Here is a 14,959-nt window from a genome sequence, read left to right as displayed (position 1 = left end):
CCCAGGTCGAACGCGCCGGTGGAGGACACAGGGAATTACAGATGGCTGGCGATGATTCCGCTCACCGCTCCGCACGCGAGGTAACTGGTTGCTTTGTGGTAGCTGAAGACCCCGACAACGTCCTGCAGGTTTGCGGTGAGATCGGCGAAGCGTGCTGCGACCCCGCCTTGTGGCACCGCGACGAAGTCGCCGGGATCGGCGATGTTGATCCAGCGGGCGACACCTGGAGGCCGGGCGCGCGGACCGGGATGTGGCGCGAGCCGTTCGTACACGACATCAGGCATGGCCAGTGGAGAGCCGAGAGTGACTAGCAGGTCGACGGCGGATGGCCCCATCGTCCACAGTGCCTCGTAAGCTATGACGGATCCGAGCGAATGAGCGATGATCACGTCAGGGCGATGACGGATGACGGCATCAACCACTTCGGAACGGGCTGCTTCCCGGGAGACGGGATCGCTGAAATAGAGGTCCAGTTCACGGAAGAATTTCGTCACGAAGATCCGGACCAGTCGGTGATCCAGGCCGTAGCGGTCGGCCACCCAGTCGACCGCGGAGCGGACCGGCACGGTCAATCGACCTTGTGCTGTCACCTGGGGGGCGCCCAACAGAGTGGCCCATTCGACGATGTGCCGCTGCACGACCGGGTCGAGGTGTGCCGGATCGTCGTCGCCCTGGGCGATGCCCCGGTGGAGGTGGTGCGCGTAATAGGCGACGTCGACGCCCAGGCGCCCTTCCTCACTTTCGGCTTCGAGGCCGTTCAGGATGGCGTCTCGCCACCACGTGGCGAGACGGTGTGAAGCCTGCCGGGCGTGCAACCCCGCCTGATAGTTGTGCACTCCGTGCACGCCCAGAATTTTCACGGACGCCGTGTCCATTGTTTTCCCCCGTCTGGATCGTGGTGCAGGCCGGCGACCTGCCAGCCGAAGCCGAGAACGAGTCCGCCTTCCGGAGCGAAGCCGAGGGCACAGACGGCCGCGGGAAGATTGAACCGATCCTGTTCCTGTCCGGTAGTCAGATCCCAGGTCCGCAATGTTTTGTCGTCGCCTCCGCTGACAGCTATCGGCCGCCCGTCGAGGGTGGCGCAGGTAACCGCTCTGAGGCGCCCTTCGTGGCCGATCATCGGTGCACCGACGGGAGTTCCGGAGGTGATGTCCCAGATACGGATTGCGTCGTTCCCTGCCGTCACAGCGACAGGCCGATCCTTCAATGTCGTGCAGGCCACCGACCAGACCGGAGAATCGTGCTGGCCGAGAGGACGCTTGCGGGGCCGACCGCTACGCAGATTCCACAGTTGCACCGTGGCGTCATCGCCTCCGGTCACAGCTAGGGGTCGGCCGTTCACCATCGTGCAGGCCACCGACCAGACGGTGCCGCGATGCCCTGTCAGTGGTTGCCCGAGGGGCTTTTGGGTATGGAGGTCCCATCGACGCACTGTTGCATCACTGCTGCAAGTGACGGCGACGACGCGTTGGTGCAGGGTGATGCAGTCAATCGACCAGACGTAGTCACCGTGGCCGATGAGCGGCTTGCCGACGGGCTTACTGGTGCGCAGATCCCACAGCCTCACGGTTTTATCGAGACCCGCGGTGACGGCCGTCGGCCTGCCGTCGAGCGTCACGCATCGCACGGCTCGCACCGCCCTGTCGTGGCCCTGCATCGCCAGATCCGTGAGCCTTCTGTTCGAGAGGTCCCACATTCGCACCGTCTTGTCGTATCCCCCCGTCACAGCCACGACTCGGTTGTCGATCCGGGCACAGGACACGGCCTGTACCCAATCGGTGTGAGTGATCGGCGCTGACCGGTTCCCCGTGATGTCGGTCAAGTCCCAGACTCGGACCGTCCCGTCGCTGCTTCCTGTGACGGCGACGGATCTGCCCGCGACCGTTGTGCAGGCGACCGATGAAATTCGCTGCCGGTGGCCGATGAGCGGCGGGCCGATCGGCCGTCCGTCAGCTAGGTCCCAGACACGTACGTCTATGCCGCCTGTGACGGCTATACGTCTCCCGTCCCGTTCCAGACACGCCACCTCCGCATAGGGGCTCAGGCTTCCCATGAGTGCGTGCCCGAGCGGAGCGCGGGCGACAGGGTCCCACACGTAGACGCCATCGGCCTTTGCGTCACTGGGGGACGAATCTGAGGTCAGGGCGTCGTCGGTCCTGCTCGCATTCACGATCGTTGGAGCACTGGTGACCAGGTTCTTGAGCTTTCTCATTCGTCGGGAGCCCAGGTCGAGCGGAGTTTTGTCGGCGAGGTCCCACACGCTCACCTGGTTGTGCGCGTCTGCGGTGACGGCGATCGGCCGGCCCTCCAAAGTGGTACATACCAGCTTGCGGGCGACGTGGTTCCTGCGTCTCGTCGGCGAACCGATCTGGATGCCCCTAACAAGGTCCCATACGCGGATATCACCATTGTTCTCGGCGGAGACTGCCACGGGCGAGCCGTTCAGTGTCGTGCATGCCACTGCCGTCACGCCATTTTCCGCGGTGAGTACGGCCCGCTGTTCCGGACTGTCCAACTGTCCGTTGGTCGACCACAGCGGACGCCACAGCGGGGGGCGCAGACCCGGGACTGATGTGAGGCGGGCGGCCACCTCGTCTGCGCCGAACCGGATTGCGTCGAGGCTCAGCAGATCGCGTCGGACTTCAACTGGCGAAACTTGCGAGACGGAGCCCGACGCATGTGGGTCCGTGTCCGACTGGCGCCAGATTGCCGCCGCAATACGGCCAGGACCGGTCTGCACGGCGTTGAACAGCGTTCGCAGCGCTTCGGAGTCCACATGCACGAGCTCGTCCAAGCGGCCGGCGTCCACGGCGTGCTCCACGGCATGGCGGGCGACGTAGGGCTCCGCTGCAGCAACGTACCGTTGGCCGTCAGGCCCCATTGCCGTCCGTTCCATGAGCCGGTCGTACAGACCGCCGAGAGCGCTGTCCGGAACACGCAGATGATCGACAAGACCCTGGTGGAAAATGCGGTAGAGCGTAGTGCCATCCACCTCTGGGCTGGACCGAAGGTAGAACCGCACACGCTCCAGGACCTTGCGCAGCAGGGCAGGGCTGATTTCCCCGGAGACGTCATCACCGGGCAGGATCAGAGGTGCCAGCCGACGGATGACCGTCGCGGGCATGCCTAGGCCGCGGCTGTAGGCGACCGCCCTCAGGACCGCTTTGGACCAGCGTCCGACCTCGTCGCTGGAAGCCGTTCCGGCACGGTGCGGACTGATCGCCAGGTCCAGGTCGAGCAACTCAGGCACACTCTGCGGTACCTGGCTGGTCAGAGCCACGGCCTTCTCTTCGGTGACGCCGGTGGGGTGCGTGTGCAGGAGCCAGTTACTGAACAGCGAGGCCGCGAGGAACTCCCCTCCGCGGTGCCGTGCACCAGTCAGCGCTTTGGCTACCCCCCTGGCCAGTTGCCTCCTGACGGGCAGCTCGTACGGCGCAAGACTCAGCAGATCGGTCACGTAGGCGGCGAGTTCGGATTGGAGCCGGCCCTTCGGCACCCGGTCGAGATCGACCAGCCCTCCTTGCTCGTCTGCCAGTTCCCGCAAGGGTCGAAACTGACGCCAGGGCCTGGTCCCGACCAGGAGCCTGCACGCGGGAAGACCGTCCGCCCGTAGGGTCTGCGCCAATGGAAGAAGCAGCAACTCCATGATCATCTTCTGGTCGATGGCCTCGTCCAGGGCATCCATGATGATCAACGGCGGATCCGGGAGGCGAGCCACTTCGCCGACGATCCACTGATCAATGTTCTCGCCGTTGCCATCGGGGAGCGGAATCCCCAACTGAGCAGCGAGCCCCTTCACGGTTCCACCGATATCCCGCTCACGGAGATGGACCGCTGCAAGGTTCTGGGTCACAGGCGGCACCGCATGGGAGGGCACCGTGTTCCACAACCGTCGAGTGGCCTCACGCAGTCGCGGATGAGCTGAGCACACCAGAATGCCCAGCACCGCCGACTTCCCCGATCCTGCTCCGCCAGTGACCAAGCGGAGGGAACCGGGCCCGTCGGTGATCCAGCGCGTCGCCTGGGCGAGTTCTTCCGTGCGACCGGTGAAACATCCCTGCACCTTTGCCGCCATCGACCCCATGCCCAGCAGACGTCCTCCCGCTCGGTCGGCGAAGTGCCCGGCATCCAACGACTGGTCCAGGTCGAGGAACGGTCGGGCCACCGGGTCCAGGCCCTGCTTGGCTTGAGCCAGCGCCGAGTCCGTGGACCGTCTGGGGTTGACGATGAACGGCGGCTCCGGCGCACCGTCGACCGGTGTGCTCGTGACGTACTGACGGCGGTCGCCGAGCAGGGCCACCCGTCCGCGGATGAGCTCGACGAGATCTCCGAAGCGCACATATTCACTGGGGTACAGATCAAGCTGATCGCGAGCGATTTCGGAGAGCACCTCGGCGGCCGCCCGGCTGAACACGCCGTCATATGCCTCCTGGTCACCCGGAGTTGCAGCGATCACCCAGGCGCGAGTGTCGCTTCCCGCCGCCGGCAGCCACGACAACCGGGCCGCGGCCCCCGCGTGGCACGCGTCGACGAGGAACAGGGTGACGGGCCGGCATTCATCCCTGAAGTCCTCGTGGTACTTGATCCAGTCCGCAACATCGCTGCCACGAGCGTGCTTGCCATCCGCTCCGACGAGATACATGCCGCTGGGCGCGAGCAATCCATGGCTGACCACGTGGACTACTTGTACATCGTCCGCCGCGCGCTTCCCGATTTCAGCCAGAACCCGTTCTCCGAGAGCCTCTCCGCTGGACAGCGACGTCTCGTCGTCCGTCACGCAGGTATATCCGAGCTCCGACAGGACCTCACCGATTCTCGCGGCGCGAGCCCGTGCGAAATCCAGGTCGCTCAGTGCGTCGATCTCCGGTTCACGCTGCGGATCTCGAAACGTACCGATACCGATGCACAGCCCATGCCGGGCCCCCCGCTGACGCACCGCCGCGCCTCCTCGCGCTGATCACCCTGTGACGCGAACCCGCCCTCACGGATTGTCACGTGGCGCTTATTATTCGTCACCTAACGGCATGGGGTGAGCTTTTCGCCGATGAAGGCAAGGGTGACTAGAACGGTGCGCCTGTGATCTAAAAGGCCGCCGTCATTTGACCCCCACCCCGTAGATGCCCAGCTCAGACACGGCATCAGCGAAGAAGCGCCCTCGCCGCCTGACCGTGGCAACGTGGCTTCTCTGGCCTGTCGACCAGGTCCACTGCCGCCCGAGGAGAGCTGCGAAATGTCCTGACACGGCTCGTACAGGACACAAGGGCGCGATTCCGCCCTCGGTAATCGCACCAGCGAACCACTCACCGGCACGCGGGTTCCCGAAGGTAGCGCCCTGCGTTCGAGCAGGCGCGACGGTGCGAATCCGTAGGTCTCCGCTGTCTCAGCCGTCACACGGGCGCTCAACTGACGCCAGCGAAGCCTTCAAGGCGCCCGCCGTTCCCTGCAGGATGGGCGAGCCGGCCTTGCGAGTCCTGACATCCTCCCCGAGGTCTTCGAACTGGGCGCCGACGGCTTCCCGACCGCCGCCCAGGCCCAGGTACCGCGCTACTTGGATGCTAAGGCGCTCCGCGCGGTGCAGCGCTGCCCGGCGCTCGCCCTGCGCATCGAGGAGGTCGCCCCGCAACCTTCCGGCCCTCTCCCCAGGCCGCGAGCTCGGCACGCCCGATCAGACGGCGCCGCGTCGATCGGCCTCCTCCCGTGCGTGGCCTCACCAGACCGGCACCACGAAAGGAGGCAGGTCGTCACCTGCAGCGCTTCAGGCGCGGCGGACGAACCAGCCGGAGACAGGCCAAAACCGTGCGGTGGAGGGCGAGTCCTCGCGTCTGTGCACCGACGCAGCGAGAACAACGGCACCCCAGCGCCCTTGCCCCTTATCGCGGGGCAGCCCTGGAGCGGGCGGTCCCGATCCAGGGCGCGGTGTGCGGGGCCGCCTGAGCCAAGCCCAGAAGTCCCGTCACGGCGCAGGCACTTCGACAGTAGAACCCAGAACACGTTAGAACGGGGGACAAGTGAGAGCCCCACGGGGTGCGGGTTGGGTCGCCACCTGGTTGGTGCGCACGCGCAGTGCCTTCTCCGCAAGGCCGGTCGTGCCCTTGGTCCGTTGCGGATCCCACAGCCAGGTCTTGACGCCGGTGGCATCGAACACGACGACCCGGGTGGTCGGTGGGTAGCGGCCCTGGCTGCACGGCCGTCTTCGCCTCATCGAGCGGGTGCACGCAGACTCGCCGCGCGCTGATGCCGACGAAAGAGAAAGTCGTGTCCGGCCGTGGCCTGCGCGGCGGCTCGATCAGCAGCAGCGCTAGCTTGAGCCGGTGATCCAGTAGAAGTGCCGGGCCCAACCGAGCGCGGCCAGCCCGGCGGCGCGGGCCGGCACAGGGGCACCGCTCCAGGGCGGCTGCGCCCGCCGCTGCCGCCGCCCGGGGGTGACCGAGGAGTGTCCCGTCGGTAGCCCAGCAGTCGTCCCGGTGCAGCACCTGGCGCTGGGACCGGCACCCGGGAAGTCCTTGTGTACTGCGGCGGATGGGAGGGTTCGCGCCTCCGGTTGTGCTGATGTCATGGACATTGCAGATCCAGGGGCGCTTTCGCTCCCGTCCCCTTGATATGAGTACGCACGCCGTGACGCGAGGTCGCGGGCCGAAGGGGAGGGAAGATGTCCGCTTTGAGATCGACGGGTGCGCTGCTCCGAAGAGGGGCCGCTTTCGTGCTGACAGTGCTGACCGTCTTCGCCGGGGGGATGGTGGCGGCGCCGCCGGCCGCCGCGTCGGTGTCGCAGGGCTACTTCTACGGGGCCGGCTGGGGCAGCGGCGTCAACGACGATTGGGGCGACTAGGGGATCCTGGACTCCAACGATCACAGGTACAGCCGGGCCACCGCCCTGTGGCAGCTCTTTCTCCAGGCCCAGGGGTACTACGACGGGTCCATCGATTGCGATTTCGGTCCCCAGACGACCGCGGCCACGGCGGCGTTCCAGCGCGACTTTCACCTTGAGGACGACGGGAGCGCTGGACCCGCCACCCTGAGCGTCGCGGACGATTTCCTCGGCGACGAGGGGAACAACAGGGACATCGGCGTCTATGGCCAGGTTGCCTGGATCGAGATCTTCCGCCGCGTCAACGGCGTCTACTACGGCTGGATCAACGGCGCCTGGCGGAGCGCCTCCTACACCTCGTCGGCCGGCTGCGCCTGATTCGGCGCCCGGTGCCGGTGATGTGCGGGCCGCGATCCGTCGCCGCCCGCACGTCTGCCGTCGTGAACGTGCCGGTCGGTTGAGGTCGCCGCGACACGGGGGTGTGGGGCTCCGGTGCCCTGCCCGGAGGGCCGACCGTATCCCCGTCGTGCCCGTGCGACGCTGGGTACGCCCAGCGTCGACCGGGCACCCCGGAGACGCTGTAGGAGACGTGGAACTCCTGCCGATCAGCGTGGCCACCCTCTCCCAGCGTCGACCGGGCACCCCGGAGACGCTGTAGGAGACGTGGAACTCCTGCCGATCAGCGTGGCCACCCTCGCGGCGGTCCACACCTGTTCCTCGACCCAGCCGTGCGCGGCCGGTCCCTGCTCCAGATATGCGGCCAGTTTCTCCAGAGAGCGCGGGGACAGACGGCACCGCGATCCGCTCGGGCCACGGGAACCCAGAGCCTGTATACCGTCATCGCGCCACAGCCGGTGCCACTGGTAGGCCGACTTGAGGCTCACCCGCAGACGCCGTGCCACCTCCGGCGGCTTGGCCTTCTGCTCGAACAGCTCGGTCGCCTGCACCGCACCGTCTCCCGGCGCTGCCGTCCCGCAGCGGTCAGCCCGCCCCCATCGCCACACCTCACACACCATGAGCTTCAGCCATCACCCCAGGTCCTTCAGGGACTTCGCGAAGATTCACTCTGACGAGCCGAAGTCAGTAAAGGTCTCTTGCAGAGGGCGCCCCAAAGCCGTCTGCACCCGGGTCGAGTGAAGACCACGCAGTCACGGAACCTGTTCTGAACGGCCCGGCGTGATGCCCCACATGGATCCGATCAACGAAACACACGTGAGGGAACCGGGCCTGATCGTCCTTGATGTGCAGCCGCCGACGACGCAACCGCCTTCGCATTCCAGCAGTTGCTCGCCGAACGGTGGGCCATAGCGACGGCACAGGAGACAACACGGGACGTGGGGGAGCCTGGGGTACGGCTTCGCTGCTACGTGGATCTTCGCCAGAGGCCCACCCCGGAACCCTGACTTGGCGAAGACCGGACCGGTGCCCCTCCAGACGACGATGCTGCTCGCGGTTTCCGACAGCGGCCAGGCGCCCGTCAGTGCTTGAACGCCGACTGTGCGGGTTCCGGTTGGTGCACCTGACGGAGACGGGGGGTCACCAACGGGCCGCAGTGCCGTGCCTTCTATCAGGTCTTGTCGGCCAGTGTCTGTCCAGTCGGCTTGAGATCGCCGAATTGACCCAAACCGCCCGGCTGTCGCCGACAGCCCCTCTAGGATGACGGCCCGTTACGGGTACTCATCCATCCCACCCGTACAAGCACTCCCGCACGTCACACCCCCTCCATCCGCAGAGGGAGATTCGGAGCAGTTCGACCGTGTACCTCACCCGTTTCTCCGTGTGCGGCTTCCGCTCTTTAGCGCAGGTGGAGAACATTCCCGTCAGCGGCCCGACGATCCTGGCCGGCCGCAACGACGGGGGCAAGAGCGCTGTACTGGCAGCGCTGGCCTTCCTTCTGGGAGACCACCGGCTGACGGACGAGGACCGTACGTACGTCCAGACGGAGGGTGCCGCGGGCGGCCGCTGCTCCCAGACATGGGTCGAGGGCGTCTTCACCCTCGATGCCGGTGAGCAGGCTGCCACTGCCCTGCCGCAGACCGCCCGGATCCGCCGGATTGCCGAAGAGGGCCAGACGGCCAGGTGGGAGCACTTCGGCTCCCGGCCGGCGGACAGCCGCCTCCATGACGTGGGCAGAATGCTGAAGGGCGAACTGGCCGAGCTGGTGGCCGAGTTCTCGCTGACCCCGTCAGGGTCCCTGAAGGATGACCTGGTGCAGGCCCTCAACGCCTACGCGGCCACGGCACCCCAGGTCGAGCAGTGGCAGCCCCTGGCCAAGGAACTCCAGGAGAGACTGCCCCGACTGTTGTCGTTCGGGGGCAAGGACGAGAGCCCGGACGCCGCCGTTCGCACCGCGCTGAACAGCTGCTACGAGACGTACCTGGAGGACGAGACTCTGCAGGGACGTGTGCGGGAGATCGAAGCGGAAGTCACCCAGCGTCTGGAGAAGGAAGCCGACTCTCTGTGCCAGCACATCCGCCGGCACTGCGGTGAATTCGTCGGTGTGCAGGTCAAGCCGGAGGTTTCCTTCAAGGGCGGCTTCAAGCGTGCCCCGCTGGAGGTGTCCAAAGCTGACGGGGAACCCGTCGATCTCACGCGCTCCGGCCAGGGCAGCAACCGTCGGATCGCGCTTGCCGTGTGGGAGTGGACCAGCAATCTGCTGGAGAGCAGCGAACTGACCGCGGGGGAGAGGGGTGAGCAGGAGCCGACCCAGACCATCGTCGTCTACGACGAGCCCGACACTCACCTCGACTACCGCCACCAGCGCACCGTCATGGACATCATCCGCAAGCAGTGCGCCCTGCCCCACGTCAGCGTCGTGGTCGCTACGCACTCGATGAATCTCATCGACGGTGTCGACATCGCCGACGTGGTCCATCTCCATCTCAGCGAGAGCGGCCGCACCATCGTCGAGCGTTTGGCGGACGAGTCCCACGACGGCGTCGACTTCCATCTCGGCCAGATCGCCGCCGCGGTGGGGCTGCGCAACTCCGTCCTCTTGCACGAGCGGTGCTTCCTCGCCGTGGAAGGCCCTACCGAACAGCAGTGTCTGCCGCTGTTGTTCCGCCTTTCTCAGGGTCTCTCCCTCCAGGCGGCCGGTATTGCCCTGTGGGCCTGCGGCAACAACGAGGGAGCCCTGCACTTGGCCGGCTACCTCGTCAAGAACCGCCGTACCGTCATGCTGATGGTCGACGCGGACAGCCGCACCAACAAGCACTTCAGGACCGAACGGCTCATCCGGACAGGACTCGACTTGGCCACTCAGGTCTCCTACGTCGGTGAGGCCGACGGATTCAACGAACTCGAGGAACTGTTCACCGATGCCCAGTGGGCCTTGGCGGCCAATACGCACTGGCCTCGGCCCACGGACTCGGAGTGGACCACCGAGCACTTCGCCGCACACCGCGGTGGGAAGTTCAGCGGCCGCGTTCTGACCATGGTCAAAGAGCAGGCGGCGCAGACAAGCCCTGACGGCAAGGACGACATGCTCTACGCGCTGGTGACCACCCTTGCCAAGGCCGAGGACGTCCCCCCGCAGCTGAGGAACGCCTTCAGGAGCATTCAGGACCTGGCTTCCTGACCGGCCTGTCGGCACGGCGTTGCAGCATGCGTTCCTTGCGCTGCTGCAGCGTCGGAACCGTCCACGCGTGCCAGCCCGCCTCCGCCACATGCTGCCGGCCGTGACCTCGGGCCTCGATCCCGCACCAGCGGCAACCGTTCGGCGCCACAGCAGATCCAGCGTTGGTAGAACGCGATAACGACATCACATCCTCCTTCCCCCTACCGACCATCTTGCCCCCTGCCTCTGACAATCACCCGGTAGCGCGCCCACGCCAGCGACCCACGGCGAGACCGGTGAAACACCACCCACCACCGGCCCCCCACTCACAGTCGATACAGCATTTATCAGGAAAACCGCCCGCCACCGTCCTCCCGCTGGTTACGGTCTGTGCTCATGCGGTTCCTGCACACTTCGGACTGGCACCTCGGGCGCCGGTTCCACGAAGCCGACCTGATCGACGCCCAGCGCGCCTTCCTCACGCACATATACGACACGGCCCGCGAAAGACAGGTCGACGCGATCCTCGTGGCCGGGGACATCTACGACCGGGCCATTCCCAGCCTCGACGCCGTACGGCTCTTCGATGGCGCACTGACCCAGCTCGCCGAGCTCCACATCCCCATCATCATGATCAGCGGTAACCACGACTCGGCCCACCGGCTCGGCGTCGGCGCCAGCGTCCTGGCCCGGGCCGGCGTGCACCTGCGGACCGACCCGGACACCGCCTGCACCCGCCCCGTCCTGCTCGACGACGACCACGGCACCGTCGCCGTCTACGGCATCCCCTACCTCGAGCCGTCCCTGACCCACGACGGCCTCGACACCGACAAGAGCCACCAGGCCGTGACCACCGCAGCCATGGACCGCATCCGCACCGACCTCGCCTCCTACCCGCCCCCCACCCGCAGCGTCGTCATCGCCCACGCCTTCGTCGCCGGCGGCGAGGGCTCCAGCAGCGAACGCGACATCACCGTCGGAGGACTCGACTACGTCGCCGCCGGCACCCTCCACGACATCGACTACGTCGCCCTCGGCCACCTTCACGGCGCGCAGGACGTCAACGACCGCATCCACTACAGCGGTTCACCGCTCGCCTACTCCTTCTCCGAAACCCACCACACCAAGTCCTTGACCGTCGTCGACATGGCCGGCGACGGAACCGTCACCCTCAGCGGCGTGAACACCCCCGTCCCGCGCCCCCTGGCATGCGTGAAGGGCACCCTCAAGAACCTGCTGACCGACCCTGTCCACGAGCCCTTGACCGGCAGCTGGCTGCAGGTCACCCTCACCGACCCCGCCCTGCCCTACGAACCGATGGCCCAGCTGCGCCGCCGCTTCCCCCACGTCCTGTCCCTGGTGCCCCCGAACCCCGGCCAGCTGAAACAGCCAGGCGAGAACCCCACCTACACCCAGCGCCTGCAAGGCCGCAACGACCTCGACATCGCCTGCGACTTCGTCACGAAGGTCCGCGGCGACGCCCCCACCCCCGCCGAACACGCCCTGCTGCGCCAGGCCGTCGAGCACGCCCAGCACACCACACACGAGGAGACGGTCTGACGTGCGCCTGCACAGCCTTACCCTGCAGGCCTTCGGCCCCTTCGCGGGAACCCACACCATCGACTTCGAATCGCTCACCAGCGAGGGCCTCTTCCTGCTGCACGGAGCCACCGGAGCCGGCAAGAGCACCGTCTTCGACGCCATCTGCTACGCCCTGTACAACAAAACGCCCGGCGACAGGGACCAGCTCCTGCGCAGCGACCACGCCGCCGCCCATCTGCTCACCGAGGTCACCCTCGAAGTCACTCTCTCCGGCCACCGCCTGGAGATCACCCGCAGTCCCCGGCAGCCGCGGCCCAAGGCCCGCGGCACCGGAAGTACCTGGCAGAACGCCAAAACGCTCATGCGCGAGCGGAAGCACGACGACACCACGGGCCAGGACCGGTGGGAGGCCGTCAGCAAAGCCCACGACGAGATCGGCGACCATCTCCAGGCCCTGCTGGGCATGAGCCGCGACCAGTTCTGCCAGGTCGTCCTCCTGCCGCAGAACCAGTTCACCCAGTTCCTGCGCGCCAAAGCACCCGCCCGCAAGGACCTCCTCAGCAAACTGTTCCGCACCAGCCGCTTCACCGGCATCGACACCTGGCTGCTCAACCGCAGCCGCGAGGCGGAGAAGGACCTCAAGGCCGCCCGCAGCGACGTCATCAGCCTCATCGACCGCATCCACCAAGCCGCCACCGGCCTCGACCACGAATCAGACGCCCCCGCCACAGACGACCCGCAGACCCTGCCCGACGCCGCCCCCACGTGGGCGACCTCCCTGGTGCAGACCGCGGCGACACACCTTGAGGCGGCCGACACACAGATGCAGGATGCGGCCGCAGACCTGGCCGTACAGCAGGCGCACGAGCGGACCGTGGACCTGCTGCACCATCAGCAGACCGAACACCGCACCGCAGCCGAGCAACTGGAACAGCTGGAACAGCAGGCGCCCCGCCAGCAGCACATCACCGACCAGCTGCAGCAGGCCCGCCGCGCCGCGAAACTCGCGGCGGTCCTGCAGGCCGCCCACACCGCCGCCGATGAGCACACGGGCGCGGAGACTCTCGAAAGACAAGCCCGCGACGCACTGCGCGCCCCGCACACCACCGCCTCCGCCGAGGAACTCACCGCCGCCGAACAGCAGACACGGGCCCAGGCCACACTCGTCGAGGCCCTCCTGCCCCAGGAAGCCGCCATGTGGCAGATGGCGCACGATCTCCAACAGCTGGACACCGAACGCCAGGCACTGGCAGCCGACCAGCTCGAAGCCAGTGAATGGCTGGGCAAGGAAGCCAGCCGCCGTGCCGCGCTGACTGCACGCCTGCACGCCGCACAGCGCGCCGAGACCGACAGCGTTCACCAGCAGACCTCCCTCGCGGACCTGCAGCGCCGCCTCAAGGCAGCCGAACAGCGCGATGCCCGCCTCGCCGACGTCGCCTCCCGCGAAAAGCGCTGGGAGAGAGCTGACAAGGCGGTCGGTGAGGCCGCCCAGGCCTACATCACCGTGCGCCGACAGCGCACCGAAGGCATGGCGGCAGAACTGGCCGCAGACCTTGCCGAAGGAACACCCTGCCCGGTGTGCGGATCATGCGTCCACCCCGCCAAGGCCGCCCCTCACCCGGGGCAGCCCACCCGCGAGGACGAACAGAAGGCCGAAACCCGCCATCTCAAGGCTGAGAAGACCAGGGAAGGCGCCGCAGCCGCACTCCACGAGGCCCGTGAACTGCTCGCCCAGGCCCGTGCCCAGGCCGGCGACACCCCGCTGGATGACATCCGGATCCTCCTGGCCACCGCCCAGACCGACCTCGAAGCAACCCTGAAGACAGCCTCCGACGCCGGACCCGCAGGCGAGGAACTCGCCGCTCTCGACCGCGACCACACGGCCATGACAGACCAGGCCACCACCGCCGGCGAACACCTCGCCGCCCGCAACACCGCATACGACTACCTCGCGACCCAGCTGGCCGACCTCCAAAGCCAACTGGACCAGGCACGCCAGCAGGCACCCTCCATCACCGACCGCCTGACCGACCTCAACCGCACCGCCGACCAACTCAAGACGGCCGCCACCTCCGCCACCGCCGTCCTGCGCCTGGAAGCGGAGCGCACCCTGCGCGCCGGCGAGGCCGAAACCGCCGCACACGAGCAGCACTTCCCCACGGTCCACGCCGCAGAAGAAGCCCTCCTCGACGACGACGCGCTGCACACCATCGAAGAAGAGATCAAAAACTTCAGCCACCAGCGCGCCGTACACACCGCCACCCTCGAGCGACCCGCCCTCGCCCAGGCGGCAGCCCAGCCCCCCGCTGACCTCGAAGGCGCCCGTCACCTGAACAAGACAACAGCCCAACGCCACACCAACGCTGTCGCCGCCACCACCGCAGCCCGCACCCGCCACGACCAGCTCACCGAGCTCACCACCCGCCTCACCGACAGCATCCAGCGCCTGCACCCCCTGCAAGAGGCATACGACACCGTCCACCACCTCCACGAGGTCATCCACGGCACCTCAACGAGCAACCGCGACCGCATGGAACTGGAGGCCTACGTCCTCGCAGCCCGCCTCGAACAGATCGTCGACGCCGCCAACACGCGACTGCGCCTCATGTCCGACCACCGCTACACCCTCGCCCACAGCGACGACCGCGCCTCGAACGGTGCCCGCTCCGGCCTGGGCCTGAAAATCACCGATGCCTGGACCGGCCGGGACCGAACCACCGACACCCTCTCCGGCGGCGAATCCTTCTTCGCCTCCCTCGCCCTCGCCCTGGGCCTGGCCGACGTGGTCACGTACGAGGCAGGCGGACGCGTTCTGGACACGCTCTTCATCGACGAGGGCTTCGGCACCCTGGACGACGACACCCTCCACCAGGTCCTCGACGTCCTCGACTCCCTGCGCGACCACAACCGCACCGTCGGCCTCATCAGTCACGTCCCGGAACTACGCCGCCGCATCACCAGCCAGCTCCACGTCCGAAAAGGCACCGACGGCTCCACCCTGCACCCGGTCTCCCACACCGCCGAGTAACCCCTTCCCGCAATGCCACAATGAC

General features: G+C 67.2%; 9 protein-coding genes and 1 pseudogene. 7 read left to right on the top strand and 3 right to left on the bottom strand.

Going from position 1 to position 14,959, the window contains the following annotated elements:
- Positions 1–35 precede the first annotated feature (35 nt).
- Entirely contained in the window at positions 36–860 is an 825-nt protein-coding gene (locus tag OG293_RS00100; RefSeq protein WP_405996671.1) for a serine peptidase, read from the bottom strand.
- Entirely contained in the window at positions 857–4,936 is a 4,080-nt protein-coding gene (locus OG293_RS00095; RefSeq protein ID WP_405996670.1) for a hypothetical protein, read from the bottom strand. The genes OG293_RS00100 and OG293_RS00095 overlap by 4 nt, the downstream gene beginning before the upstream one ends.
- Positions 4,937–5,473: 537 nt before the next feature.
- Between OG293_RS00095 and OG293_RS00090 the strand changes: the two are divergent.
- The 3 genes and pseudogenes from OG293_RS00090 to OG293_RS00080 form a co-directional block, all read left to right on the top strand.
- A pseudogene (locus OG293_RS00090) lies at positions 5,474–5,635 on the top strand (ferredoxin); the annotation flags it as partial.
- Positions 5,636–6,649: 1,014 nt separating this feature from the next.
- Positions 6,650–6,829, top strand: a complete 180-nt coding sequence (locus OG293_RS00085; protein ID WP_405996669.1) for a hypothetical protein — start codon at positions 6,650–6,652, stop codon at positions 6,827–6,829.
- A 3-nt stretch (positions 6,830–6,832) separates the two neighbouring features.
- Complete coding sequence (locus OG293_RS00080; protein ID WP_406003457.1) at positions 6,833–7,186, top strand: peptidoglycan-binding protein; 354 nt, start codon at positions 6,833–6,835, stop codon at positions 7,184–7,186.
- A 227-nt stretch (positions 7,187–7,413) separates the two neighbouring features.
- Here OG293_RS00080 and OG293_RS00075 read toward each other — a convergent pair whose 3' ends face one another.
- Entirely contained in the window at positions 7,414–7,755 is a 342-nt protein-coding gene (locus OG293_RS00075; RefSeq protein WP_405996668.1) for a helix-turn-helix domain-containing protein, read from the bottom strand.
- 336 nt (positions 7,756–8,091) lie between these two features.
- Here OG293_RS00075 and OG293_RS00070 point away from each other — a divergent pair, with 336 nt between their 5' ends.
- The 4 genes from OG293_RS00070 to OG293_RS00055 all read left to right on the top strand — a co-directional run bounded on the left by OG293_RS00070 (position 8,092) and on the right by OG293_RS00055 (position 14,934).
- Entirely contained in the window at positions 8,092–8,211 is a 120-nt protein-coding gene (locus OG293_RS00070) for a DUF6207 family protein (protein WP_405996667.1), read from the top strand.
- A gap of 353 nt (positions 8,212–8,564) precedes the next feature.
- Positions 8,565–10,385: an ATP-dependent nuclease gene (locus OG293_RS00065; protein WP_405996666.1), complete on the top strand. Its 1,821-nt coding sequence runs from the start codon at positions 8,565–8,567 to the stop codon at positions 10,383–10,385.
- Between the two features lie 375 nt (positions 10,386–10,760).
- Positions 10,761–11,924, top strand: a complete 1,164-nt coding sequence (locus tag OG293_RS00060; RefSeq protein WP_405996665.1) for an exonuclease SbcCD subunit D — start codon at positions 10,761–10,763, stop codon at positions 11,922–11,924.
- 1 nt (position 11,925) lies between these two features.
- A complete protein-coding gene (locus OG293_RS00055) occupies positions 11,926–14,934 on the top strand; it encodes an AAA family ATPase (RefSeq protein ID WP_405996664.1) in 3,009 nt (1,002 codons plus the stop codon).
- Positions 14,935–14,959: the final 25 nt, after the last annotated feature.

It is taken from the genome of Streptomyces sp. NBC_00829 (assembly GCF_045161795.1).
Taxonomy (GTDB): Bacteria; Actinomycetota; Actinomycetes; order Streptomycetales; family Streptomycetaceae; genus Streptomyces.
This window is presented reverse-complemented; position numbering and strand designations above follow the sequence as displayed.

Coding starts and splice junctions, on each gene's coding strand:
- OG293_RS00085 (WP_405996669.1), top strand. CDS start 6,650: ATGTCCGCTTTGAGATCGACGGGTGCGCTGCTCCGAAGAGGGGCCGCT.
- OG293_RS00060 (WP_405996665.1), top strand. CDS start 10,761: ATGCGGTTCCTGCACACTTCGGACTGGCACCTCGGGCGCCGGTTCCAC.